This is a genomic window from Pseudomonas sp. C11 (assembly GCF_034683865.1).
Taxonomy (GTDB): domain Bacteria; phylum Pseudomonadota; class Gammaproteobacteria; order Pseudomonadales; family Pseudomonadaceae; genus Aquipseudomonas.
Genome location: NZ_JAWIIP010000017.1, coordinates 62641 through 88552 on the forward strand (window position 1 = coordinate 62641; position 25912 = coordinate 88552).

21 protein-coding genes are annotated in these 25912 nt (G+C 63.2%); 14 read left to right on the top strand and 7 right to left on the bottom strand.

The features are described 5' to 3' along the window. Position 1: 1 nt before the first annotated feature. From VC352_RS22230 to VC352_RS22240, 3 genes are read right to left on the bottom strand one after another with little or no spacing between them, the layout of a single operon-like run. A complete protein-coding gene (locus VC352_RS22230; protein WP_322981677.1) occupies positions 2 to 661 on the bottom strand; it encodes an iron-containing redox enzyme family protein in 660 nt (219 codons plus the stop codon). After that, entirely contained in the window at positions 658 to 2106 is a 1449-nt protein-coding gene (locus tag VC352_RS22235) for an AMP-binding protein (protein WP_322981678.1), read from the bottom strand. Before VC352_RS22235 ends, VC352_RS22230 begins: the two co-directional genes overlap by 4 nt. Then, positions 2090 to 2779: a thermostable hemolysin gene (locus tag VC352_RS22240; RefSeq protein WP_322981679.1), complete on the bottom strand. Its 690-nt coding sequence runs from the start codon at positions 2777 to 2779 to the stop codon at positions 2090 to 2092. The genes VC352_RS22235 and VC352_RS22240 overlap by 17 nt, the downstream gene beginning before the upstream one ends. A 319-nt stretch (positions 2780 to 3098) precedes the next feature. Here VC352_RS22240 and VC352_RS22245 point away from each other — a divergent pair, with 319 nt between their 5' ends. From VC352_RS22245 to VC352_RS22265, 5 genes are all read left to right on the top strand, one after another. Next, a complete protein-coding gene (locus tag VC352_RS22245; protein ID WP_322981680.1) occupies positions 3099 to 5021 on the top strand; it encodes a class I SAM-dependent DNA methyltransferase in 1923 nt (640 codons plus the stop codon). Further along, positions 5018 to 6358 (top strand): type I restriction endonuclease subunit S, encoded by a 1341-nt coding sequence (locus VC352_RS22250; RefSeq protein ID WP_322981681.1) that lies wholly within the window; start codon positions 5018 to 5020, stop codon positions 6356 to 6358. Before VC352_RS22245 ends, VC352_RS22250 begins: the two co-directional genes overlap by 4 nt. Before the next feature lie 156 nt (positions 6359 to 6514). Beyond that, positions 6515 to 7450 carry a GIY-YIG nuclease family protein gene (locus tag VC352_RS22255; RefSeq protein WP_322981682.1) on the top strand — a complete coding sequence of 312 codons (936 nt, stop codon included), beginning with the start codon at positions 6515 to 6517 and terminating at the stop codon, positions 7448 to 7450. Then, positions 7447 to 8496, top strand: a complete 1050-nt coding sequence (locus VC352_RS22260; protein ID WP_322981683.1) for a PDDEXK nuclease domain-containing protein — start codon at positions 7447 to 7449, stop codon at positions 8494 to 8496. The genes VC352_RS22255 and VC352_RS22260 overlap by 4 nt, the downstream gene beginning before the upstream one ends. 28 nt (positions 8497 to 8524) lie before the next feature. Next, entirely contained in the window at positions 8525 to 11719 is a 3195-nt protein-coding gene (locus VC352_RS22265; RefSeq protein ID WP_322981684.1) for a type I restriction endonuclease subunit R, read from the top strand. Position 11720: 1 nt separating this feature from the next. On the opposite strand, the gene VC352_RS22270 is transcribed toward VC352_RS22265, so the two are convergent. Further along, positions 11721 to 12119: a nuclear transport factor 2 family protein gene (locus tag VC352_RS22270; protein WP_322981685.1), complete on the bottom strand. Its 399-nt coding sequence runs from the start codon at positions 12117 to 12119 to the stop codon at positions 11721 to 11723. Between the two features lie 112 nt (positions 12120 to 12231). Here VC352_RS22270 and VC352_RS22275 point away from each other — a divergent pair, with 112 nt between their 5' ends. The 3 genes from VC352_RS22275 to zapE are packed head-to-tail and all read left to right on the top strand — an operon-like array spanning position 12232 to position 14818. Then, the gene (locus tag VC352_RS22275; RefSeq protein WP_322981686.1) at positions 12232 to 12822 is read left to right on the top strand and encodes a GNAT family N-acetyltransferase; all 591 of its coding nucleotides are present in this window, start codon (positions 12232 to 12234) and stop codon (positions 12820 to 12822) included. After that, a complete protein-coding gene (locus VC352_RS22280; RefSeq protein WP_322981687.1) occupies positions 12819 to 13703 on the top strand; it encodes a carbon-nitrogen hydrolase family protein in 885 nt (294 codons plus the stop codon). The genes VC352_RS22275 and VC352_RS22280 overlap by 4 nt, the downstream gene beginning before the upstream one ends. After that, the gene (gene zapE / locus VC352_RS22285) at positions 13700 to 14818 is read left to right on the top strand and encodes a cell division protein ZapE (protein WP_322981688.1); all 1119 of its coding nucleotides are present in this window, start codon (positions 13700 to 13702) and stop codon (positions 14816 to 14818) included. Before VC352_RS22280 ends, zapE begins: the two co-directional genes overlap by 4 nt. Position 14819: 1 nt before the next feature. Here the strand turns inward: zapE and VC352_RS22290 are convergent, their stop codons facing one another. Next, complete coding sequence (locus tag VC352_RS22290; RefSeq protein ID WP_322981689.1) at positions 14820 to 15368, bottom strand: cysteine hydrolase family protein; 549 nt, start codon at positions 15366 to 15368, stop codon at positions 14820 to 14822. A gap of 93 nt (positions 15369 to 15461) precedes the next feature. On the opposite strand from VC352_RS22290, the gene VC352_RS22295 reads away from it, so the two are divergent. Further along, positions 15462 to 16436: a GlxA family transcriptional regulator gene (locus VC352_RS22295; protein ID WP_322981690.1), complete on the top strand. Its 975-nt coding sequence runs from the start codon at positions 15462 to 15464 to the stop codon at positions 16434 to 16436. A gap of 72 nt (positions 16437 to 16508) precedes the next feature. Further along, the gene (gene dsdA, locus VC352_RS22300) at positions 16509 to 17870 is read left to right on the top strand and encodes a D-serine ammonia-lyase (protein ID WP_322981691.1); all 1362 of its coding nucleotides are present in this window, start codon (positions 16509 to 16511) and stop codon (positions 17868 to 17870) included. A gap of 163 nt (positions 17871 to 18033) precedes the next feature. Here the strand turns inward: dsdA and VC352_RS22305 are convergent, their stop codons facing one another. Continuing rightward, entirely contained in the window at positions 18034 to 20850 is a 2817-nt protein-coding gene (locus tag VC352_RS22305; RefSeq protein ID WP_322981692.1) for a calcium-binding protein, read from the bottom strand. A 166-nt stretch (positions 20851 to 21016) separates the two neighbouring features. Then, entirely contained in the window at positions 21017 to 22540 is a 1524-nt protein-coding gene (locus VC352_RS22310) for a fumarate hydratase (protein ID WP_322981693.1), read from the bottom strand. A gap of 274 nt (positions 22541 to 22814) precedes the next feature. Here VC352_RS22310 and VC352_RS22315 point away from each other — a divergent pair, with 274 nt between their 5' ends. From VC352_RS22315 to VC352_RS22330, 4 genes are read left to right on the top strand one after another with little or no spacing between them, the layout of a single operon-like run. Further along, positions 22815 to 23942, top strand: coding sequence for a GGDEF domain-containing protein (locus tag VC352_RS22315; RefSeq protein ID WP_322981694.1), 1128 nt, complete (start codon positions 22815 to 22817; stop codon positions 23940 to 23942). Next, entirely contained in the window at positions 23935 to 24870 is a 936-nt protein-coding gene (locus tag VC352_RS22320; protein WP_322981695.1) for an iron-sulfur-binding ferredoxin reductase, read from the top strand. Before VC352_RS22315 ends, VC352_RS22320 begins: the two co-directional genes overlap by 8 nt. Positions 24871 to 24901: 31 nt before the next feature. Next, positions 24902 to 25675 (top strand): enoyl-CoA hydratase, encoded by a 774-nt coding sequence (locus tag VC352_RS22325; protein ID WP_322981696.1) that lies wholly within the window; start codon positions 24902 to 24904, stop codon positions 25673 to 25675. Further along, the gene (locus VC352_RS22330) at positions 25675 to 25878 is read left to right on the top strand and encodes a hypothetical protein (protein ID WP_322981697.1); all 204 of its coding nucleotides are present in this window, start codon (positions 25675 to 25677) and stop codon (positions 25876 to 25878) included. Before VC352_RS22325 ends, VC352_RS22330 begins: the two co-directional genes overlap by 1 nt. The last annotated feature ends 34 nt before the right edge of the window (positions 25879 to 25912 follow it).

Below are 25912 nucleotides of genomic sequence, written 5' to 3' on the forward strand. Positions count from 1 at the left end.
TTCACTCCTGGGCAGAAAGCGGCAGGCTGCGGAACATATCGCCGTACAGACGGTAGACGACCTTGGCAGTGTGCACCACGGCGGCCTTGTCATCGTCGTTGTCCAGGCGGTTCATCAGCTTCTTGAAGAACTCGATGTGCTCCAGATCCAGGCTGCCGTGGGAGTTGAGGTAGCTGAAGGCCTTGCTCGGCAGCTGCAGCTTGTCCTGGATGATGCCGGCGGCCTGGGTGGCCAGGGCGATGCTGGTGCCTTCGAGGACGTTGACCATGCCAAAGAAGCTCACCGGGTTGTGCCGGGCGATGCGGTCGTAGACGTAGGCCACCATCAGCTCGGTGGCCATGTGCGGGGTGCCATGGCGCACCGCTTCCTTGTCCGCACCGCAGGCGGCGATGTCGTTGAGCACCCACTCCTGGTGGCCGGTTTCTTCCTCGATGTACTCGGCGATGGCTTCGCGCAGCCACTCCAGGCGCTCCGGCAGACGCGCGCCGCAGGCCATCAGCAGCGGTACGGTGTGCTTGACGTGGTGGTAGGCCTCGGTGAGGAAGGCGATGTAGCTGTGCAGGGCGACCTGACCGGTCATGGCCTGCTGGATGATCGGCGCACCGAGCAGGTAGTCGCGTTCGGCTTGGGTCTGGGCCAGCAGGGATTCGTAGAAGCTCATGCGTGTACTCCTTCTGCCATCAAGGCTTCGATGGCGGCTTGGTAATGGTTGAACAGGGCGGTGCGGCGCAGGCGACCGTTGGCCGTGGCCAGGTCGTTGCTCGCGTTGAAGGGGGCATCGGCGCGCAGCCAGTGGTGCACGCGGGCGTAGTCCGGCAGGCCGTGATTGACGGCGTCCACGGCCGCCTGCAACTGCGCGTCAGAGGTATTGGGGTAGCGCGGCACCAGCACCGCGACGTTGGCTGGCAGCGCCTCGCCGTGCAGCCAGGCCTGGGCGATGGGTAACTGCTGCACCAGCTCGGACTCGACCCATTCCGGGTTGACGTTACGCCCGTAGGCGGTGATGAACTGATGCTTCTTGCGCCCGTGCAGCACCAGGAAACCGTCCTCGAAATGACCGAGGTCGCCGGTGCGCAGCCATTCGCCCTGTGGCGCCGGATCGCCGATGTAGCCGAGCATGCGCGCGCCCTTGACCAGCACCTCGCCGTCATCCGTCAGGCGAATTTGCAGATGCTCCAGCGGTTTGCCGGTGCTGCCGATATGGCGCTGCTCGGGGGTGTTCAGGCAGACCACCGAGGCGCACTCGGACAGCCCGTAACCCTCGAAGATCGGCAGGCCCAGTGCATCGGCGCGTTGCAGCAGCTGGGCGGAGACGCGCCCGCCACCGACGGCGACGAAACGCAGCGAGCCCGGCACCGGCAGTTTGCGCTCGGCCGCGCTGACCAGCGCCAGCAGCAATTGCGGCAGCAGGATCAGGCTGTTCGGCTGGGCGGCTTGCAGCGCCTGCAGAAAGCGCATCAGGTCGAAGCCACTGGCGCCGCTCAGGCCGATCTGCGCCATGGGCATCAGCTCCACGCGCGCACCGGCCAGCAGCGGCGCGTAGACGCCAGCGATGTTCTCCAGCAGGGTCGCCAGCGGCAGGATGCACAGATGGCGCTCCACTTCGCGGCTGGCGCTGGCCTTGACCAGGCTGTCGGCCACCGCCAGTTGCGTGGCCAGATCCAGGCACACGCCCTTGGGCTGACCCGTGGTGCCGGAGGTGTAGGTGATCTTGCAGGTGCCGGCATGCAGCTCGGGCGGCTGGGCCACGGTGCGGCGATGAATGTCGTTCTCGACGGTGGCGAAGCCGGGGGCGCCGGCGCCGATCAGGCAGTCGATGCCGGCACTGTCGAGTACATGGCGCTGCTGATCGGCGGAGAAGAACCCCGGCACCGGCACGCAAACCAGGCCGGCATGCAGCGCCGCCAGATCCCACAGCACCCAGTCGATGCCGTTATCCAGCGCCAGTGCCACGCGCTGGGCGCCCAGCTCGCGCAGATGGCGGCTGCGACTGGCCACGGCCGCCAGCAGACCGTCATAGGTGAGTTCGTGGCTATCCTCGACCAGCGCCGTGCGCGGGCCAAAGGCGGCCAGACGCTCGAAGAAGGATTCAGCTGCAGACCACATGGGGCATGTCCTCCAGGGCATAGAGTGGTTGGTGACCGAGACGGGGGTAGGCGCCCAGTTGCAGCAGACGCTGATGGCCGCCATGGATGTCGCCGGCCATGACCAGCGGGCGGCTGTCGTAGTAACTGCCCCAGTCGGCCAGCTCTTCGCCCATACGGGTCGGGTCTGCCTCGCCGAGGGCGATAGGGGTCAGGCCCAGGCGCTGGAAGCTGTTGAGCAGCGTCGGCGTACCGGTGAAGGTGACCCAGCGAAAACCCAGGGCTACCAGCAAGTCGGTCAGCGCAACGATCAGCAGACGCGCCGCGCCGGGGCTGTCAGCGGCCAGGTTGCCGACTTCCACCACCTCGCCACGACCGGGTTCGACATGACCCAGGCGGCCGCCGATAGCGGTTTCGATCGGCTCGTTCAGGTAGCGCTCAAGAAACAGCGCCCCGCTATTGCCACCGCGCACGCCCACCGCACCGAGCAGTTGCCCGGCCTGGTTTTCCAGGCCGAACAGGCAGGGCATGAAGTGACGGATGCGAGCACCGTGCTGCAACTCGAAGCGCTGGCGGATGAACTGCTCCAGCATTTCGCGCCGCGCGCTGCCAGGGGAAGCCAGGTGGAGTTCGTAAGTATCGCCGCGCCCGATACGGGCAACGGGACGGTCGTGATGCGCCCAGGGTAGTTCCATCGTCGGAACCTCGGTGATTGGCCTGGGGGTGATTCTGGGAGGGCTGGCTTAACGCTGTATTAAGGCTTTGCAGAATGTTTCGGGCGTTGGGTTATCGCGGCTAAAGCCCCTCCTACAGGCCGTGCGGCAGCGGAGGCCAGCGTTCAGGCTCAGCACCCCTAGGAGGCGCTTTAGCGGCGAGCTTTTCTATCGCGGCTGAAGCCGCTCCGCTCTGACACTGGCTCATGAGCGGGGGAGCGGGTAAGGTTCGCCATCGTTAGAAACACCTCGCAGGCAGGCGCGCAAGGCGCCTTGCGGCATTCGCTCAAGGAATACACGCGTGAACCAGCAAAACCTCGCCGACTTCATCTGGAACGTGGCCGATGTGCTGCGCGGCGACTTCAAACAGTCCATCTACGGCCGCATCATCCTGCCCTTCACCTTGCTGCGTCGTCTGGAGTGTGTGCTGGAGCCAACCCGTGACGCGGTGCGGGCCCAGCATCAGGCGATGAAATCCAGCAGCGTTGATCTGGATCTGATCCTGCCCGCCACGGCCAAGGCCACCTTCTACAACGTCTCGCAATTCGACCTGGCCACCCTGGGCGCCACCGACACCCGCGCCAACCTCGAAGACTACATCGCCAAGTTTTCCGCCAACGCCCGCCAGGTGTTCGAGCACTTCGCCTTTTCCGACTGGCTGGTGCAGCTCGACAAGGCCAAGTTGTTGTACCTGGTCACGCAGAAGTTCGCTGCCATCGACCTGCACCCCGAGGTGCTGAGCAACCACGAAATGGGCCTGGTGTTCGAGCACCTGATCCGCAAGTTTGCCGAATCCGCCAACGACACCGCCGGGGAGTTCTTCACTCCGCGTGACGTGGTGCGCCTGACCACCACCCTGGTATTCGCCCCCGATCACCGCGCCCTCAATCAGGAAGGCGCGGTGCGCACCGTGTACGACTGCGCCGCCGGTACGGGCGGTTTTCTGTCTTCGGCCATCGAACTGGTCAAGGATGAATGGAAGGCTCCGGCGCGCATCGTGCCCTACGCCCAGGAGCTGAACCCGGAAACCTACGCCATCTCCGTGGCGGACAAACTCATCCAGGGCTTCGAGACCAAGAACATCAAGCTTGGCAACACCCTGTCCAACGACCTGCTGCCCGCCGAGCGCTTCGACTACTGCCTGGCCAACCCGCCGTTCGGCGTGAAGTGGGAGAAGGTGCAGCCGCAGGTGCAGGCCGAGCACAGCCAGCATGGCTTCTACGGGCGCTTCGGCCCTGGCCTGCCGCGTGTGGGCGATGGTTCGCTGCTGTTTCTGATGCACCTGCTGTCCAAGCGCAAACCGCCGGAGGAGGGCGGCACCCGCATCGGCATCGTGCTGTCCGGCTCGCCGCTGTTCAACGGTGGTGCCGGCTCGGGCGAGTCGGAGATTCGCCGCTGGATACTGGAGAACGACTGGCTGGAGGCGATCATCGCCCTGCCCAATGACCTGTTCTACAACACCGGCATCGGCACCTATGTCTGGGTGCTGTCCAACCACAAGGACGAACTGCGCAAAGGCAAGGTGCAACTGATCGACGCCACCGCCATGCACGCGCCCATGCGCAAGAGCCTGGGCAACAAGCGCAAGTACCTGTCCGAGGCGCAGATCGCCGAAATCGCCAAGCTGCACGAAGCCTGCGAGCAAGGCGCCCAGTCGAAAATCTTCGCCACCAGTGACTTCGGCTACCGCCGCATTACCGTCGAGCGCCCGCTGCGCCTGCGCTTTAGCGTCACCGCGGAAAAGCTCGCCGCCTACCGCGAGGCCAAGGGTGCTGATCAGATCGACGCCTTCGCCAGCGTGAGCGGCGAGTTCGACAATCTGCCTGCTTTTCTCAAGGCCGCTGGTATCAAGAAGCTTGGCAAGGGCGCGCTGAAAGCCGCACTGGCCTGCTTCGGCGAACGTGACCCCAGCGCCCAGCCGATGCTCGATGAAAAGGGCAAGCTGCAGCCCGACCCCGACCTGCGCGAGTTCGAGAACGTGCCGCTGAGCCAGCACATCGACGACTACTTCGCCCGCGAAGTGCTGCCCCACGTGCCCGATGCCTGGATCGACACCGGCAAGCTCGACCCGAAGGATGGCCAGGTGGGCATCGTCGGCTACGAGATCAACTTCAACCGCTACTTCTACGTCTACCAGCCGCCGCGCCCGCTGGCCGAGATCGACGCCGACCTCAAGGCCGTGGAGGCCGAGATCGCCGCGCTGCTGGGTGAGGTGACGGCGTGAGTCAGTACAAGCCGTACCCGGCCTATAAGGATTCCGGGGTGGAGTGGTTGGGGCGGGTGCCGGAGCATTGGCAGGTGAAACGCCTCAAGCATATCGCTACCGTGCAAACCGGTATGGCGAAAGGCAAGGATCATGAAGGTAAGGACACCATCGAGGTGCCCTACCTGCGCGTTGCCAATGTGCAGGATGGCTATTTATCGCTGGATGACGTGGCGACAATGGAAATCCCGCGTGAAGAGCTGGCACGTTATAGCTTGCAGCCCGGTGATGTGTTGATGAACGAAGGGGGTGACTTCGACAAGTTGGGACGCGGCAGCGTGTGGCAAGGTGAGATCGAACCCTGCATTCACCAGAATCATGTGTTTGCCGTGCGGCCTTTTGCAGTGTCATCGGCCTGGCTGAACGCCTTTACCGGTTCGCTTACGGCTCAGTTCTATTTCATGGGGCGCGCGAAACAGAGCACCAATCTGGCCTCCATTTCTTCCAGCAGCATCATGGAACTGCCCGTAGTAGTGCCGCCTGAAGTAGAAATTGACTTGCTACTTTCCCAACTCGACCGCGAAACCGCCCGCATCGATGCGCTGATCGAAAAGAAAACCCGCTTTATCGAACTGCTGCGCGAAAAGCGCCAGGCGCTGATCACCCATGCCGTCACCAAGGGGCTTGACCCGAACTTAAAGATGAAAGACTCCGGCGTGGAGTGGCTGGGGGAGGTGCCGGAGCATTGGGCCGTCTGTAAGCTCAGCTTCCGTTACTCGGTCGAGCTAGGAAAAATGCTAGATGAGAAGCGAATTACGAGTGCCAGCCTACGGCCTTACCTGCGTAATCAAGATGTGCAGTGGGGACAGATAAATACCGAGAGTTTGCCGGAAATGGACATCCATTCTGAGGAGTTATCGCGTTACACCGTGCTTAATGGTGATCTTCTAGTATGTGAGGGCGGTGATGTAGGCCGTGCCGCAATATGGCGCGGCGAGAATGGAGTAATTGGCTATCAAAAGGCTTTGCATCGTTTGCGCCCTCGTAATGATGTTGCTGATACCGCGGAGTTTTTTTTCTTCGCTCTGATGGCTGCCAAGCTGAAAGGCGTTTTCGATGAGTCAGACTCTAAAGCGACCATCGCACATCTGCCGGCTGAGAAGTTTCGCCAGTATCGCTTTGCTTTCCCTCCGGAATATGAACAGCGCGAAATTGCCTTCCATATACGTACCCAGACACAACGTCTGGAGAAAATACTGTCAACGACGGAGCACAGCATCACCCTCCTAAAAGAACGCCGCTCCGCCCTGATCACTGCTGCTGTCACCGGCCAGATCGACCTGCGGGAGGCGGTATGAGCTGTAGGGTGGATCACGCTTTATCGATCCACCGAGCGCTCTTGCAGGGGGCTGCCTGCCGCCGTGTTGTGCAGCGGTGGATGAAAAGAGCGTTATCCACCCCGCGTGATATGTTCCGCTCCACGCTTTTTCGCTAACACCTGACAAGGACGTGCCATGACCCAAGGCCGCAGCATTCGACTCTTTCTGGTGGATGGCACGCCCAATGGCCTGCTGACCGCCGAGATCATGAATTGGACGGGCCATGTGCTGACCGGCCCGCGCAGCAAGCTAGCCGAGCTGGTGCAGCGCCCGGAATGTGCGCGTACCGGCGTGTACTTCCTGGTCGGCCCCGACCCGGACGACAGCCTGCGCACTCGTGTGTATATCGGCGAATCCGACGATGTGGCCCAACGCCTGAAAACCCATAACCGCCCGGAAGACGCAGGCGGCAAGGATTTCTGGGAGCGTGTGTGCCTGGTCACCAGCAAGGATCAGAACCTGACCAAGGCCCATGTGAAGTACCTGGAAAGCAAGCTGATCGGCATCGCTACCAGCGCCGGGCGTTGTGTGCTGAGTAATGGCACGGCACATGAGTACGCCGGGCTGCCCGAGTCTGACCGCGCCGATATGGCGTTCTTTCTCGACCAAATCCGCACGGTGCTGCCGGTGCTGGGTTTCGAGTTTCTGCGTGAGTTGAGCAAACCGCCTGCTCCGGTGATGGCCGAGAGCGTACCCATCATCGAGCGCTCGCCGCGTTTCCGTCTGGATATTCCCAAGTTCGGCGTGACGGCTTATGCCCAGGAAATCGGTGGTGAGTTCTTCGTGCTCAAAGGCTCGCGCACGCGCAAACAGTGGATTGGCGTGGATGGCGGTTATCAGGGATTGTTCCTGCAACTGGTCGCCGATGGCGTGCTGATCGCTGATGGTGCTGAGCACCTGGCATTCAAGGACGACTATGCATTCGCCAGCCCCAGTGCAGCAGCGGCAGTGGTTTCCGGGCGTAGCGCTAATGGCCGTGTCGTCTGGTCTGTCGATGGCACCGGACAAACCTATGCCGCTTGGCAGGATCAACAGCTAAGCGCGTTGCAACCGGCGCTGGAAGACGCATGAGCGCGTCCAACCAACAGACCGCGCTGCAACCCTTGCTCGCCGAGCTGGCTGGGCTGATCCGCCAGGCACGGCAGCAGGCGGTGCGTGCGGTAGATGCGATTCAGGTGCAAACCTGCTGGGAAGTGGGGCGGCATATCGTCGAGTTCGAGCAGGCTGGGCAGGCACGTGCTACCTACGGCAAGAAGCTGCTGGCCAACCTGGCCAATGGGCTGACGGCCGAGTTCGGCAAGGGCTTCGATGAGCGCAACCTGCGGCATATGCGCGCCTTCTATCAGGCATTCCCGATTTGGAACGCACTGCGTTCCGAATTGAGCTGGACGCACTATCGCACTCTGCTCAAGGTGGAAAGTGACAGTGCCCGCCAGTGGTACATGAACGAGGCCGCCACGCAGAACTGGAGCACCCGCGCGCTGGAGCGGCAGATCGGCACGCTGTATTACGAGCGCCTGCTGGCCAGCCAGGATCGCGCGGCGGTGGAGCAGGAAGCCGCGAGCAACCTGCAGGCACTGGGCAAGAGCCCGCGCGACTTCGTACGTGACCCGGTGCTGCTGGAGTTTCTCGGCCTGCCCAATGCCGGCACCTTGCTGGAAAGCGAGCTGGAGCAGGCGCTGATCGACCAGTTGCAGCAGTTTTTGCTGGAGCTGGGCAAGGGCTTCGCCTTCGTCGGTCGGCAGCAGCGCATCAGCACCGAGAGCAAGGATTTCTACATCGACCTGGTGTTCTACAACTACCTGCTCAAGTGCTTCGTGATCTTCGATCTCAAACGCGGCGAGCTGACCCATCAGGACATCGGCCAGATGGATATGTATGTACGCATGTTCGATGACCTTAAACGCGGCCCGGAGGATGGCCCGACTGTTGGCATCATCCTCTGTGCGCAAAAAGATGCGTCGCTGGTGCGCTACTCGGTGCTACAGGGCAGCGAGCAACTGTTCGCCAGCAAGTACAAGCTGGTGTTGCCCAGCGAAGAAGAGCTGCGCGCCGAGCTGGATCGGGAGCGGGCGCGCCTGGCCGAGCAGCACGGGCTGTATGACACGCGGGCCTAAGCCCACTGATTGGATTGCGAGGGATGGCATGAGCCACGTGCACCACGAATGCGAATTGGAGCGACACATCGTCGAGCAACTGGCCGCTGCCGGGTGGCTGGTCGGCCGCTCCGCGAACTACGACGCGGCGCGTGCGTTGTACAGCGAAGATGTGCTGGCCTGGCTCGATACCAGCCAGGCTGAGGCGATGGCCAAGCTGCGCGCACTCAATGGTGCGGGCACCGAGGCTGCGTTGCTCGATCGCCTGGTCAAGCAACTGGAGAACAAGACCGAAGGCGGCACGCTCAATGTGCTGCGCAGCGGTTTTTCCATTGCGGGCGCCGGCACCTTGGCCATGAGCCAGGCGCTGCCCGAGGATGCGCGCAATGAAACGGTGGCCATGCGTTACGCCGCCAATCGCCTGCGGGTGGTGCCGCAATTGCGTTATTCGCAGGACAAGGCCGACGAACTCGACCTGGCGCTGTTCATCAACGGCATACCTGTGGCCACGGTGGAACTGAAGACCGATTTCACCCAGTCGGTGGAGGCGGCCATGGCGCAGTACCGCCAGGATCGTCGCCCCGAGCGCAAGAGCGGCGGTACGGAACCGCTGCTGACTTTCAAGCGCGGCGCGGTGGTGCACTTCGCCATGAGCGACAGCGATATCCGCATGAGCACGCAACTGGCGGGAGCCGAGACGGTTTTTCTGCCATTCAACCGAGGTAATGACGGTGCTGCCGGCAACAAGGCCGAAGGCGACGACTACCCGGTGAGCTATCTGTGGCAGAGCGTGCTGCAGAAGGACAACTGGCTGCACATCTTCCACCGCTTCGTGCTGTTGGAGCGCAAGGCCCAGCAGGACGCCAACGGCAATACCCGATTCAGGGAGCGCCTGGTATTCCCGCGCTTTCATCAGTGGGACGGGGTGACGCGAATGATCGATGCGGTGCGCCGTGAGGGTGTCGGCCAGCCGTATCTGATCCAGCACAGCGCCGGTTCCGGCAAGACCAACACCATCGCCTGGACAGCGCATTCGTTGATTCGTGTGCGCCGGCCTGATGGCGAGCCGTATTTTCATAGCGTCATCGTCGTCACCGACCGCCAGGTGCTGGATCAACAGTTGCAGGAGGCGATTCGCCAGATCGACCACCAAGCCGGTGTGGTGCGCGCCATCGACCGTGAGCAGTCCAGCCTGCCCAAGAGCAAGCAACTAGCGGAGGCGATGCTGGCGGGTGTGCCGATCATCGTCTGCACCCTGCAGACCTTCCCTCATGCGCAGAAGGCCATTCTCGAAGAGCGCAACCTGCGTGATCGCCGCTTCGCCATCATCATCGACGAGGCGCACAGCTCCACGGGCGGCAGCACGGCGGATGATCTGCGTTACGTGCTCACCGGGCAGAGCGAGGATGAGTGGAAGAAGCTATCGCGTGATGAGCGTTTGTCGGTCTGGCAGTCGTCGCGCAGCCGGCCGAACAACGCCAGTTATTTCGCCTTTACCGCCACGCCCAAGCATTCGACGCTGAGCCTGTTCGGTCGTCCGCGCCAGCCCGAGTTGGCAGTGAGCAAAAGCAACCCACCTGTGCCGTTTCACCTGTACACCATGCAACAGGCCATCGAGGAAGGGTTCATCCTCGATGTGCTGCGCAACTACACCAGCTACGACGTGGCGCTGCGCATCGGCAACGAGCTGGTGGACGACAAACGCGTGGACGAGAAGAGCGCGCGGCGCAAGCTGGCCAAGTGGCTGTCGCTGAACCCGGTGAACGTCGGGCAGAAGGTCGAGCTGATCGTCGAGCACTTTCGCAAGAACGTCGCTCACCTGCTCGGTGGCCAGGCCAAGGCCATGGTGGTGACCAGCTCGCGCGCGGCAGCGGTGAAGTACCACCTGGCGCTGGAGGATTACTGCCAGCGGCGTGGCTACGGCAATGTGCGGGCGATGGTGGCGTTCTCCGGTGATGTGCCCAACCTCGACCCTGATCTGAAAGCGCCGCTGGCCGCCAGCCTGCCGGACGAGCATGCCTTCAACGAGCAGAACCTCAACGCCAAACTGGGCAACCAGGACATGCGCACGCTGTTCGATACGCCGCATTACCAGGTGATGATCGTCGCCAACAAGTACCAGACCGGCTTCGACCAGCCCAAGCTGGTGGCCATGTACCTGGACAAGAAGATTTCCGGTGTGGAAGCGGTGCAGACCCTGTCACGGTTGAATCGAACCTATCCAGGCAAGGACAAGACCTACGTCATCGACTTCGCCAACGAGGCCAAGGAGATTCTCGAAGCCTTCCAGACCTTCTACCGCGATGCGCGGATGGCCGATATTCAAGACCCGAACATCGTCTTCGATATTCGCCAGCGCCTGGATGGCATGCACCTGTACGAGCGCGCCGAGGTGGAGGCATTCGGTGATGCCATCGTCGATCCCAAGGTCACGCACCAGAAACTCTATGCGCTGACTCAGCCGGCTACTGACCGCTTCAACGGCAAGCTCAAGACCCTCACCGATGCCATTGAGCAATGGGAGCGGGCTTTGCTCAAGGCCGAAGAAGCGGGCGATGAAGCCGGCGCAGCCTATGCCGATGCGCAGCGTGCGGAGTACTGCAAGCAACGCGACGCGTTGTTGATCTTCAGCGAGAGTCTGTCCAAGTTCGTGCGTTGCTATGAATACATCGCGCAACTGGTGGACTTGGGCGACCCGAGCCTGGAAGCCTTCGCCAGTTTCGCCCGCCTATTGCGTAAGCGCCTCAAGGGCATTGGCGCCGAGCAGGTGGATCTGGGCGATCTCAAGCTCAGCCATTACCGAGTCAAATCGGGTGAGCGCCTCGATGGCGTGGCGGTGCAAGGGGAAACACCCGGCCTGTACGGTATTACCGACAATGGTCTGCGCGAGGCCCGCGACCGTGAGAAGAAGTACCTGACCGAGCTGATCGAGCGGCTTAACGCTGCCTTCGGCAAGGATGTTTCCGACACCGATCAGGTGATGTTGGCGCTACAGGTGTCCGAGACGCTGCGCAGTGATCCGGTGGTGATGGCGCAGATTCACAACAACGACCTCGAACAGGCGCTGAAGGCTGACCTGCCGATCCGCGCCGTTGAGGCCATAGTCGGTGCCATGAGCAGCCATAACAGCATGGCGACTCGCTTGCTGAGCGATGAGCCCAGCCGCGAGTTCTTCATCACAGTGCTCTACGAGCTGCTCAAGCGTGATGTGGGGGCGCAGTTGCTGGGCGCTGCGCGGCAGTGATTCAGCAGACCTGAGCGATCCAGTCATTCAGGTTGTAATAGTTGCTGATGCGCGCGACCTTGCCGTTTTTGATCTCGAAGAAGGCGCCGGCTGGCAGCACGTAGGTCTGGCCGTTGGCCGGTGGCAGGCCTTCGTCGTCGGCCAGGTACTCGCCATGCACCACGAACTCGGCGGCCGCGCGGTCGCCGGCGGCGTTCTGCATGACCACGATGTCGGCCAGGCGCTCGCGGTAGCAGCGGTTCATTTTGTCCATGAAGGCGGCGAAGGTGGCCTTGCCGACCTGGCGCTCGCCCTGGTTGATGTCGTGCACCACGTCCTCGGCCAGCAGGTCGAGGAAGGTGGGCATGTCGCCGGCGTTGAAGGCGGCGTAGTAGGCCTGAACCAGTTCGGTGGCGGTCATGGCTAAGTTCCTTTCGTAGCGTGGTTAGTGGTGGGTTGGCCCGCATGATAAGTTCGCGCCTTCGAGCCGGCATAGCCGCCGGCGTCACCCTGCTGCTGGCGAACGACTCCAGATGGACATCGAATTGCTCCGGGGGCCGCAGATAGCCCCCCATATCGAAGACCTGGCGCATTTGCGGATCACGGTCTTCCGCGAATTTCCCTACCTCTACGACGGCAGCCTCGACTACGAGGCCGAGTACCTCGATACCTATGTGCGCAGCGCCGATAGCCTGTGCGTGCTGGTGCGTGACGAAGGCCGAGTGGTCGGTGCCTCGACGGCGCTGCCGCTGGCCGATGAAACCCTGGAGTTCCAGCAGCCGTTCTTATCGGCGGGTTGGGATCCGGCGCGCATTTTCTACTGCGCCGAGTCGGTGGTGTTGCCGGCCTGGCGCGGCCATGGTCTGGGTGTGCGCTTCTTTGCCGAGCGCGAGGCACATGCGCGCCAGCTGGGCCGTTTCGACTGGTGCGCCTTCTGCGCCGTGCAGCGCCCGTCCGATCATCCCCGGCGCCCCGCCGACTACCAGCCGCTGGACGCTTTCTGGGCGCGTCGCGGCTATCGCCATCATCCCGAACTGCACACCCAGTATCATTGGCGCGATCTGGACGAAGCCGAGGAGTCGGCCAAGCCCATGTCGTTCTGGCTCAAGGAACTCAGCTCATGATCAAGGTTGCCGCCTGCCAATATCACATCGACCTGCTGACGAGTTGGGACGCTTATGCCGCGCATCTGGCCGCGCTGTGCGAAGAGGCCGCCGGGCAGGGCGCCGAGCTGCTGCTGCTGCCGGAATACGCCGGGCTGGTGCTGACCGGGCAGTTGCCAGAGGCCCAGCGCAGCGATCTGCATGGCTCCATTGCCGGCATCCAGGCGCTGCTGCCGCGCTGGCTGGAACTGTGCGAGAGCCTGGCGCGGCGGCTGAAGGTGCATCTGCAACCCGGTTCGGTGGCTGTGCTGGATGATGACGGCCTCTACCGCAACCGCGCCTGGCTGTTCGGCCCGGACGGCTGCCTGGGCAGCCAGGACAAGCTGATGATGACCCGCTTCGAGCTGGAGCAATGGCAGATCGCTGCCGGCAGCGGGCTCAAGGTATTCGACACGGCGCTGGGCAAGCTGGGCATCCTGATCTGCTACGACAACGAGTTTCCGCTGCTGGCGCGCACCCTGGCCGAGGCCGGAGTGGATCTGATTCTGGCGCCCAGTTGTACGGACACCGAAGCGGGCTTCTATCGTGTGCGCATCGGCGCCCAGGCCCGCGCTCTGGAGAACCAGATCGCCGTGCTGCAGTCGCCCACCGTCGGCCTGGCGCCCTGGTCGCCAGCGCTGGACGAGAACATCGGCCGCGCTGCGCTGTACGTGCCTTCGGATTACGGCATGCCGGCCACTGGCGTGATTGCCGAGAGTGCCGAGCTGTGCCCCGCACGCAGCCACTGGCTGTTCGCCGAGCTGGATCTGGCCGAGGTGCGCCGCGTGCGCGAGCAGGGTCAGGTATTCACCCGGCGTGACTGGCCAAAGCAGTTCGAAGGCAGCCGGCTGGTGCTGCGTTGAACGCGCCAGAGGCATTGCCAGGCTCGCCGCTGGCTGCTTATGAACAGGCCCTGGCGGGTGGCTTCGTCGCCGATGCCGCGCAGCGCCGAGCGGTCGAGGCGCTGCAGCAGTGTCATGAGGCCGTGCATCGCGGTGAATGCCCGCCCGGTGTTTACCTCTGGGGGCCGGTGGGGCGCGGCAAGACCTGGCTGATGGACAGCTTCTACAACAGTCTGCGAGTGCCGGCGCGGCGGCAGCATTTCCATCACTTCATGCAGTGGGTGCATCGTCGCCAGTTCGAGTTGACCGGCAATGCCGACCCACTGCGTCTGCTGGCCGAGGAGCTGGGGCGCGAGCTGCGTGTACTGTGCTTCGACGAACTGTTCGTCAGCGACATCGGCGATGCCATGTTGCTCGGTCGCCTGCTCAGCCTGGTGGTGGAGCAACGCGTGGTGCTGGTGGCCACGTCCAACCAGCCGCCGGATCAGTTGTATGCCGACGGTTTCAACCGCGAGCGTTTCCTGCCGGCCATCGCCGCGCTCGAAGCGCACATGCAGGTGGTGACCGTGGACGGTGAGCAGGATCATCGCCTGCACCCCGGCGCCGAGGTGCAACGCTATTGGGTGCAGCAGCCGCAGGCGCTGGCTGAGCTGTTTGCCCGCGTGAGAGAGGGCCAGGCGGTCAGCCGTGAGCCGGTCGAACTGAGCTATCGGCATATCGCCAATCTGGGCCACAGCCCGGCGGCGCTGTGGTGCCGCTTCAGCGATCTATGTGAACAGCCGCTGGCCGCAGCCGATTTCATCGAGCTGTGCGAGCGCTTTCCGATCATCCTGCTTGGCGAGGTGCCACGCCTGGGCGGTGAGCAACGCGAGGGCCGCATCGCCCGTGGCACCGAGGACGGCGCCGAGCGGGTCGTGGCTGGCGATCGGCCGCTACCGGCTCTGGCGCGCAATGACGATGCGGTGCGCCGCTTCATCGCTCTGGTCGATGAGTGCTACGACCGCCGCGTGCCGCTGTATATCGAGGCCGAGGTAGCGCTGGAGGCGCTGTACACCCAGGGCTACCTCGAGTTTGCCTTCCGCCGCACGCTGAGCCGTTTACGCGAGATGCAACTGCAGCGCTTTGGCGCCAGCTGAATCAGCCGGCCAGATACTGTTCGGTCGAGACGACCTGGGCATAGGCGAAGGCCAGGGCGGCCATGTTGGCTGCGTGCACCTGAGCAGCGGCCACGGTGACGCCTTCGAACGTCTGATCGTGGGTGGCGCAGGCATCGTGAACGACCGTGGTCGCGTAACCGAAGTCGGCACTGGCGCGGGCTGCAGCGGCGATGCACATGTGGCTCATGGCGCCGACCAGGGTGATCTGCTCGATGGCGGCTGCATCGAGCTGCGCCTTGAGGTCGGTGCCGAGGAAGGCATTGACCTGATGCTTGAGCACGATCGCCTCGTCGGCCTGCGGTAGCACGCTGGCATGGGTACGGGCACCCTCACTACCTGGGGCGAAGAAGGGCGCATCGTCGCTCTCGAACTCATGACGGACGTGAATAACCGTATCGCCCGCCGCGCGCGCGGCTGCCAACACCTGTGCGGCATGGGCAGCGGCAGTGTCCATGCCGGCCAGCGGCCATTTACCGTCTGCAAAGTAATCGTTCTGGATGTCGATGAGGATCAGGGCGCGCTTGCTCATGGGGTTCTCCGTGGGATGATGTGCGCCCACATTAGCGCTGCAGCGCTGGCGTGAGGATGGGCGAGGCCGACAATCTGCGGGGAAAAACTGACAATGAGCGAACGTTGCCTGGAGATCGGACTGTTGCTGTATCCGGGGGTGCAACTGGCTGCGGTGTACGGCCTGGGCGATCTGTTCGGCGTGGCCAACCGCCGGGTCGTCGAGCAGAACCGCCACGGCCTGCCTACCTTGCGCATCAGCCATTGGCAGGCGGATGAGAGCGGTCGTTTGCGCCGGGTGTACGACAGCCAGCCGCAGGACGCCGGCACGCCGCAGGTGGTGATCCTGCCGCCCTGCCTTGACGGTGACGCCGAGCAACCGCTCGCCGCCTGTTACCACGACTGGCTGCGCCACCTGCATGGTACCGGAGCGACCCTGGCCTCGGTCTGCGCGGGCGCCTTCCCACTGGCCGATGCCGGTCTGCTCGACGGCCGCACGGTGACCACGCACTGGGCCTTGGCAGCAGAACTGGCGGCGCGTTTTCCCAGGGTTCAGGTGCTGCCCGAGCGCATGGTGATCGACGATGGTGACCTGATCACCGCCGGCGGTCTGATGGCCTGGACTGACCTGGGATTGGCACTTGTGACGCGCCTGCTGGGGCCGACCATTGCCGCAGAAACCGCACGCTTTCTGGTGGTGGATCTGAACCGCGAATCGCAGCGGCATTTCAGCAGCTTCGCGCCCAGCTTCGATCATGGCGATGCGGCGGTGTTGGCCGTGCAGCACTGGCTGCAGGGCGACGCTGGCGCCGAGGCGAGTCTGGCCAGCATGGCGGCTCGCGCCGGCCTGGGTGAACGCACCTTCCTGCGGCGCTTCCGCGCGGCCACCGGGCTGAAACCCACCGAGTATTGCCAGCAGTTGCGTGTGACCAAGGCCCGCGAGCTGCTCGAATTCACCCGCCAGAGCATCGATCAGGTGGCCTGGCAGGTGGGCTATCGCGACAGTGGAGCCTTCCGCAAGGTGTTCGCCCGCCTGGTCGGCGTCTCGCCGGGTGACTATCGCCGGCGTTTCGGTACGGCTGCGCGCTAGTCATCCTTTGCCAGGCGACTGACAGGCTTATCTAATGCTCTCAATCCGATGCCTGCAATCAGGAGTACCGTCATGATCCTTGGCAAACCGCTCGCCGCCTGGCGCGCGCAATACCCGCTGCTCGACGAGCTGATCGCCCTGCGCGAAACCAGTTGGTTCAATCCTGCCGTGGCACCTGCCGCAGAGGCGCTCGGCGATGTCGGCTTGAGTGCTGTTGACGTGGCCGAGGCCAGTGCGCGCCTGGAGCGCTTCGCACCCTATCTGGCGCGGGTCTTTCCGCAGACCGCCGCCAGCGCCGGGATCATCGAGTCGGACATCCTGCCTCTGCCGCAGATGCAGGCCTTGCTGAGTGAAGAGATTCAGGGCGAAGGCGAGATTGGCGCGCTATGGCTCAAGCGTGACAGTCACCTGCCCATCTCCGGTTCGATCAAGGCCCGCGGCGGCATCTACGAGGTGCTCAAGCATGCCGAGGATTTGGCGCTGGCCGCCGGCCTGCTCAGCCTCGATGACGATTACGCCTGCCTCGACAGCGATGCGATGCGCTCCTTCTTCGGTGGCTATCAGGTGGCGGTCGGCTCCACCGGCAATCTCGGCCTGTCCATCGGCATCATCAGCGCGCGGCTGGGCTTTCAGGCCACGGTGCACATGTCCGCCGATGCACGTCAGTGGAAGAAGGACAAGCTGCGTGCCCATGGCGTGACCGTGGTCGAATATGCCAGCGACTACAGCGTGGCAGTGGAGCAGGGGCGGCGCCAGGCCGAAGGTGATCCGCGCTGCCACTTCGTCGATGACGAGAACTCCAGGTACCTGTTCCTCGGCTACGCGGTGGCCGGCGAACGCCTCAAGCAGCAACTGGCTGCGGCCAAGGTCGTGGTCGATGCCGAGCATCCACTGTTCGTCTATCTGCCCTGTGGTGTCGGCGGTGGGCCTGGTGGTGTGGCCTTCGGCCTGAAGCTGGCATTTGGCGATGCGGTGCATTGCCTGTTCGCCGAGCCGACGCATTCGCCGTGCATGCTGCTCGGCGTTCACACCGGCCGGCATGAAGAACTGGCGGTGCAGGATTTCGGCATCGACAACCGCACCGCAGCCGATGGCCTGGCGGTCGGCCGCCCATCCGGCTTCGTCGGCCGGGCCATGCAGCGCCTGATCGATGGCTACTACACGGTCAGCGACGAGCAGATGTTCCGCTACCTGGCGCTGCTGGAACAGGCCGAAGGCCAGCGCCTGGAGCCTTCGGCCCTGGCCGGCATGCCGGGGGTGCTGCGTGTGCTGGCCGAGCAGCAGGGCTACCGTCAGCGCATGGGCCTGACGCCGCAACGTATGACACAGGCGACCCATCTGGTCTGGGCCACGGGCGGCAGCATGGTGCCGGAGGCGGAGATGGAGCGTTATCTGACCATCGGGCGAGAGCAGCTACAAGCCGGAAAACGCTGAGAGCGTATTGCTGGCCAGTGCTATGGCCGGAAGATCCCCCGGCTGCCTTGACAGGGACTGATAGCTGAATGAGCTCCGCCCGACAATAAGGGCGGAGTTCGATTCGAGCGATCCAGAGGGCGAGCCTGAAGGGGCGGTCGGATGAGACGATACGCAGCTATTTTTAGCCGAGCAGCAGATCCCCAGCCTGCAGTTGACTGACGCCGAGTAGCTTGATGGAAAAGTCCGGGTTGAGATCGCCGCCACTGTTGCCATAAAGCATCAGACCGTCGTCCACACGCTCGTAGCGCAGTTGCTTTGTACCATCGAAAGCATCGTCGCCCTTGAAGCTGTAGCCCTTGAATGCCTTGAAGTCGAGTGTGTCCTCGCCGCTGACGAAGTCGACGATCACGTCCTGATTTCCCTCGCCCAAGCCCAGGTGGTTGAGTGCAGTGAAGCGGAAAATGTCATTGCCAGCGCCGCCGCTGAGTATGTCTGCGCCTATACCGCCGATCAGGATGTCATTGCCGTCGCCACCGAAGAGCTGATCGTTGCCGGCCTCTCCGCTGAGGATATTGTCGGCATCGTTACCGGTCAGGATGTTGTCGAGCGCGTTGCCCGTCAGGTGGAGCTGGACGCTGCCGGTCTGGCTGGCATCGAGGTTTTCCAGATGGAGTTGAAGCTTAAGGGTGCTGGCCTTGAGGGTGTCGTTACCACCTCGCAACACGAGCGTATCGTTGCCTTCTCCAGCCAGTTCGGTGATGGAGTCTTGCAGGGTGTTCTTGCTGGTCAGGTCGACGATATAGGTGTCGTCGCCTTTACCACCGAGCAGCTTATCCACGCCAGCGCCGCCATCAAGGGTGTTATTGCCGTCGTTGCCGATCAGCGTGTTGGTCAGGGCATTGCCGGTCGCATTGAGGTTATCGCTGCCGAGCAGGCTCAGGTTCTCCAGGTTGTCACCGAGGACATAGCTCACGTAGACCTTCACCAGGTCGATGCCACCGTTGGCTTCCTCGATCACCGTGTCGCCGGCGCCGACGATATAGGTGTCGTTGCCACCGAGGCCACGCAGTTCGTTGGCTGCGGCGTTCTGCGAGCCGTCCAGGATGTTGGCCAGATTGTTGCCGGTTCCGGAGATGGCCTGATCGCCGGTCAGCTCCAGGTTTTCCAGGCCGTTGCCGAGGGTGTAGGCGATGCTTGCCCGCACGGTGTCGATGCCGGCGCTGTCGATGATCACGTCGCCGCTGTCGTCGACGATGTAGGTGTCATTGCCTGCGCCACCGTTCATCACATCGGCGCCCAGACCGCCATCGAGCACGTTGTTCGCCGCGTTGCCAATCAGGGTGTTGGCGAGGTCGTTACCGGTCAGGTTGAAGGCGACCTTGCTGGTCAACGTGGCATTCTCGACATGATCGCCCAAGGTGTAGGTGCCACCTGCCGTGGCGATGGCAACCTGCACCAGGTCGATGCCTTGATCGGCCTGTTCGGTGACCACATCGCCGACATTGTCGACCACGTAGGTGTCGTTGCCATCACCGCCGATCAGGGTATCGGCACCGGCGCCGCCGTTGAGCACATTGTTCGCCGCGTTGCCGGTAATGACGTTGTCCAGCGCGTTACCGGTCAGGTTCAGGCGGGTGCTTCCGGTCGCACTGGCGTCGAGATTTTCGAAGTTGTTGGCCAGGGCGATGGTCGCCACCGTGGTCAGAGCCGCATTGCCACCGCGCAACTGGACGGTATCGCTGCCCTCGTTGGCATTTTCAACGAAGCTATCTTCCAGAGTGTTCTTCGTGGTCAGGTCGATGATGTAGGTGTCATTACCCTTGCCACCGCGCAGCGTGTCCACGCCGGCGCCGCCATCGAGCACGTTGTTGCCGTCGTTGCCGGTGATGGTGTTGACCAGGCCGTTACCCGTGCCATCGATATGAGTGCTGCCCAGCAGCGTCAGGTTCTCCAGGTTATCACCCAGGGTATAGCTATACGCGGACTGTACCGAGTCGATGCCGCCGTTGGCTTCTTCGATAACCGTATCGCCGATTCCGACGATATAGGTGTCGTTACCGCCCAGGCCACGCAGTTCGTTGGCTGCGGCGTTCTGCGAGCCGTCCAGGACGTTGGCCAGAGTGTTGCCGGTACCGGAGATGGCCTGATTGCCGGTCAGCACGAGATTTTCCAGACCGTTGCCGAGGGTATAGCTGAGGTCGGTCTCCACCGTGTCGATACCAGCACTGTCGATGATCACATCACCGATGTCGTCGACCACATAAGTGTCGTTGCCAGCGCCGCCGTTCATCGTGTCGGCACCCAGGCCGCCATCGATGCGGTTCGCGGCGGCGTTGCCGAGCAGAACGTTGTTCAGGTCATTGCCCACGAGATTGAAGGCGACCTTGTTGATCAGGGCAGCATTTTCCAGATTAGCGCCCAGGGTGTAGCTGCCGCCTACCGTGTTGATGTCCACTCTGACTTGGTCAGTGCCTTCATTGGCATTTTCGATGATCACGTCGGTCAGGCTGTCGATCACATAGATATCGTCGCCCAGACCACCAGTCAGGGTGTCGCTACCTGTACCGCCATCGAGCAGGTCATTGCCATTACCACCAATCAGTTGGTCATCGCCGGCATAGCCATAGATGCTGTCGTTACCTTCGTACCCCGCGAGTACATCGGCGTACTTCGAGCCTTTAACGGTATCGTTGCCAGCATGCATGAGTAGCAGCAGCTCGGCGGCTCGTTGACTGGTGTAGAGGTTGTAGACAGTAACTGCGCTGAGGGAAAGCCCGCTGATGCTCATGAACAGCGTCCCATCCTGGGTGTAGCTGTAACCGTTCAGCGTTCCTCCAGTGACGGCATCGCCCCAGTAATTGAACCTGAAGCTGCCAGTGAAGCTTTCCTTGTGATAGCCATCTGTAATCGTGAGGCGGGTGCTCGAGCCGCTGACTTCACCCAGCCAGGAGCTCTGGTCAAAATCGGCGAGTGGGCGGTAGTAACTGATGACGGCCATGGCAACATCCCTGTAAGGCTGAGGTTGGCGATTCTGAGCCCGGATATGCTTGATGGCAATATGCTCCTTGGCCGCCTCGATGATTTTTCTGGGCCACATAAACGCAGAAGCCCGGCACTTGGCCGGGCTTCTGCTTGCAGTGTGAAGCTTATCGCTTGCGACTGCCTTACTTCACTTCCACCGCCAGACTTTCGGCGATCTTCTTGCTCCAGATCGCCGGGCCGGTGTTGTGCACCGACTCGCCCTTGGTGTCGACCGCGACGGTCACCGGCATGTCCTTGACCTCGAATTCGTAGATCGCTTCCATGCCCAGCTCGGGGAAGGCGATGGTCTTCGAGGCCTTGATCGCCTGGGCCACCAGGTAGGCGGCGCCGCCGACGGCCATCAGGTACACGGCCTTGTTGTCCTTGATCGCTTCGATGGCGATCGGACCACGTTCGGACTTGCCGATCATGCCCAGCAGGCCGGTGCTTTCCAGGATCTGGCGAGTGAACTTGTCCATGCGCGTGGCAGTGGTCGGGCCGGCTGGGCCGACCACTTCGTCACCGACCGGATCGACCGGGCCGACGTAGTAGATGAAGCGGCCTTTCAGGTCTACCGGCAGCTCTTCGCCCTTGTTCAGCATGTCGACCATGCGCTTGTGCGCAGCGTCGCGGCCGGTGAGCATCTTGCCGTTGAGCAGGACGGTCTCGCCCGGCTTCCAGCTCTGCACTTCTTCCGGGGTGATGGTGTCGAGGTTGACGCGGCGCGCGCTCGGGCCGGCTTCCCAGACGATTTCCGGGTAGGCGTCCAGATCCGGCGCTTCCAGCGAGGCCGGGCCGGAGCCGTCGAGCACGAAGTGAGCGTGACGGGTGGCGGCGCAGTTGGGGATCATGCACACCGGCAGGGAGGCGGCGTGGGTCGGGTAATCCATGATCTTCACGTCGAGCACGGTGGTCAGGCCACCCAGGCCCTGGGCGCCGATGCCCAGCTGGTTGACCTTCTCGAACAGCTCCAGGCGCAGTTCCTCGATGCGGTTCTGCGGGCCGCGGGCTTTCAGCTCGTGGATGTCGATGTGCTCCATCAGCACTTCCTTGGCCATTACCGCAGCCTTCTCGGCGGTGCCGCCGATGCCGATGCCGAGCATGCCCGGCGGGCACCAGCCGGCGCCCATGGTCGGTACGGTCTTGAGCACCCAGTCGACGATGGAGTCGGACGGGTTGAGCATGGCCATCTTCGACTTGTTTTCGGAGCCGCCGCCCTTGGCCGCGACGTCCACTTCCACCTTGTCACCGGGGACGATGGAGTAGTGGATCACCGCCGGGGTGTTGTCCTTGGTGTTCTTGCGGGCACCGGCCGGGTCGGCCAGGATCGAGGCGCGCAGAACGTTCTCGGGCAGGTTGTAGGCGCGACGCACGCCCTCGTTGATCATGTCGTCGACGCTCATGGTGGCGCCGTCCCAGCGCACGTCCATACCGACCTTGACGAATACGGTGACGATGCCGGTGTCCTGGCAGATCGGGCGGTGGCCGGTGGCACACATGCGCGAGTTGATCAGGATCTGCGCCATGGAGTCCTTGGCGGCCGGCGACTCTTCCTTCAGGTAGGCCTCGTGCATGGCCTGGATGAAGTCGACGGGATGGTAATAGGAGATGAACTGCAGGGCGTCAGCGACGCTCTGAATCAGGTCGTCCTGCTTGATCACGGTCATTGGGGCGCTCCTCTGTCAGGGAACATCTATAAGGAAGCGCCGAATCATGACCCGGCGCAACGGCGTAAAAAGGTCGGGGAAATCGTCCCGCGACGGCCTGGACAATGGCCGCCGGCAATGGCGGGCCACGAAAAAGGCGCGGCAGTATAACGCGCCGGGGTTGAGGGGCACAGCAGTCGAGGTTGAAGAAGGGCTGACCCCGGCTGAGTTGTAACTAGGATTTTTCTGAGGAGGCCTGTAGAGTACGGCCAGATGCCAGTATGGGACGGAGCCCATGAGCTCGATCAGCCGCCGCGCCTCGCAACGCAGCTTGCAGAAACTATTGCTCAAACGCTTCGCCATGGCAGTCACGACCTACGCGATGATGGCGCTTGTCTGCTGGTTCGCCATCTTCAATGGTCTGTTCATCGGTACGGTCAGTACCGCCGGCTGGCTCACCCTGGGCGTGTTCGCCAGCCAGCTGGTATTCCTCTGGCTGTTTCTTTCCGGCCGCAATCTCCGTTGCGCCGACCCTAGCCTGACTGAAGCTCAGGTGCTGGTAGCGCTGGCCTGGCAGCCCCCGGTGCTGGCGCTGTTCGACAGCGCGCGCGGGGTGATGATGGTCTTCTACGTACTGATCCTGCTGTTCGGCGTATTCCAGCTGCGCCCGCCTGTGTTCGTGCGCTGCGCGGCCTTCGCCTTCCTCGGTTTCGCCGCGATGGTGCTGCTCGAGGCCTATCGCATGCAGTTGGTCGACCCAAGCATGGCCTGGTTGCAGGTGTGGGTGCTGTTCATTCTGCTGGTCTGGTTGTGCCTGTTTTCCAGTTACGTGCAGGCGATGCGCAAGCGCATGCGTCAGCGCCGTTTCGCCCTGCAGGCGCACCAGGACACGCTGCGCGGCATGATGCGCCAGCTCGAGGATCTGGTCGCCACCGACGAGTTGACTGGCCTGTTCAATCGTCGCCATTTCCTGCGCTTGGCCGGGCGTGAGCTGCAGGCGATGCATGCAGGGCAGCGGCACGGCCTGGCGCTGATCGACCTCGATCATTTCAAGCGTATCAACGACCGCTACGGCCATGCTGCCGGTGACCGCGTGCTGCAAACCTTTGCCTCCGTGGCGCGTTCCTGCCTGCGTGACGGCGATACCATCGCCCGTTATGGCGGTGAGGAGTTCGTGCTGCTGCTGCCCAATACCGATGCCGATCAGTTCAGCAGTTGCTGCGAGCGCCTACGAGAAACCTTCAGTCGGGCTGAACCGGTGGGCGTAAAGGTGGATAATCTCAGCCTTTCCGTGGGCATGACCCTGCTCTGTGCCGGAGACGACCTCGACGAGGCACTGCACCGCGCCGATCAGGCGCTCTACCAGGCCAAGCGCAGTGGTCGTAACCGTTGCGAAGCCACCTGGGATGAGGCTGATGCCTGAACTGCGCGTAGGTGACCGAAGCTTTCAGGTCACTGCACAAAGCAACCTGCTCGATGCCCTGTTGGGCAATGGCGTAAGCGTGCCGTACAGCTGCCGCTCCGGCAATTGTCATGCCTGCCTGGTGCGCTGCCTGCGTGGCGAGCCGCGGGATCGTTTGCCTGAAGCGCTGCCGGCTGAGCGCCGCGCGGAGGGTTGGCGTCTGGCCTGTCAGTGCCAGGTGCTCGACGATCTGCAGGTGGAGCCCTTCGATCCGCAACGTGATGGCATGTCCGCCGAGGTGCTGAGCGCCGACTGGCTCAGCCCACGGGTATTGCGTCTGCGCCTGCAGCCGAGCCGTCCCTTGCGTTATCGACCCGGCCAGCACCTGGTGCTGTGGTGTGGCGAAGTGGCGCGGCCCTATTCATTGGCCAGCGTGCCGGCGGAGGACACCTGGCTGGAGTTTCATATCGACTGCGGCCATAGCGGAGCCTTCGCCGATGCGGCGCGTTCATTGGCTGTGGGCGATACGCTGCGTCTGGGCGAGCTGCGTGGCGGCGCCTTGCATTATGACCCCGACTGGCAGGCCCGTCCGCTCTGGTTGCTGGCCGCAGGTACCGGCCTGGCGCCGCTGTTCGGCGTGCTGCGCGAAGCCCTGCGCCAGGAGCATGCAGCGCCCATTCGCCTGCTGCATGTCGCTGCGGAGCCGGCCGAGCATTACCTGGCCGAGCCCTTGCAGACGCTGGCTACTGCTCATCCACAGTTGCAGCTCGAACAGGTGACGGCGGCGCAGTTGCCGGCTGCTTTGGCTGAACTGCGCCTTGTTTCGCGGCAGACCCTCGCCTTACTCTGCGGCCATCCCACGACGGTCGAGAGCTTCGCGCGGCGCCTCTACATGGCCGGTTTGCCGCGCGGCCAGATGCTCGCCGACGCCTTTCTGACCCGCGCCTAGGTCGTCTGCCGATGGCGCTGCGGAGTGCCTGATGAGCGAGTACCTGTCTATCGCGCGTGACGACGGCCTGTTGACCTTGCGCATGCAGCGCCCGGACAAGAAGAACGCGCTGACCCGCGCCATGTACGCCGGCATGGCCGAGGTGCTGGATGAGGCTGCGCGCGACTCCAGCGTGCGCGTGGTATTGCTGACCGGCGGCGAGCATTGCTTCACCAGTGGCAACGATGTCAGCGATTTCCTGCAGGCGCCGCCCAGCGGGCTGAACAGTGAAGTATTCCAGTTCATGCGCGCACTGTTCGACTTTCCCAAGCCGGTCGTGGCGGCGGTGGCGGGCCCCGCAGTCGGCATCGGCACCACCTTGCTGCTGCATTGCGATCTGGTCTACGTCAGCCGTGATGCGCAATTGAAGATGCCTTTCGTCAACCTCGGCCTGTGCCCGGAGTACGGTTCCAGTCTGATTCTGCCGCGCCTGCTCGGGCACGCACGCGCTGCCGAGTTGTTGTTGCTCGGGCAGAGCTTCAGTGGCGAGCAGGCGGCGGCCTGGGGCATCGCCAACCAGGCGCTCGACGATGGCGCCGCGACACTTGGCAAGGCCCGCGAGATGGCGCGGCGGTTTCTCCAGTTGGCGCCATCGGCGCTCGCCGACAGCAAGCGCCTGATGCGTGCACCGGATCGCGAGCAACTGCGCCAGGTGATCGAGGAGGAGGGTGCCTTGTTCGGTCAACGCTTGCGCTCACCGGAGGCCATCGAGGCGCTGACGGCGTTCATGCAACGGCGCCCGGCGGATTTCACGAGGTTCGCCTGATGGACGCTGCCGCGCTGCTCTGGGGCTTGCTGTTCGGCAGCATCGGCCTGGGCTTCGTCATCTACGGGCGACGCCAGAGCAAACCCGTGCCGTTTCTCTGTGGCCTGGGACTGATGGGGTTGCCCTACCTGGTCGATGGCACATTGTGGTTGGTGCTGGGCGGCTTGGCGCTGATCGGCATTGCCTATTTCGTGCGTACCTGAGCCCCAGAAACGAAGAGGCCGCTCACTGAGCGGC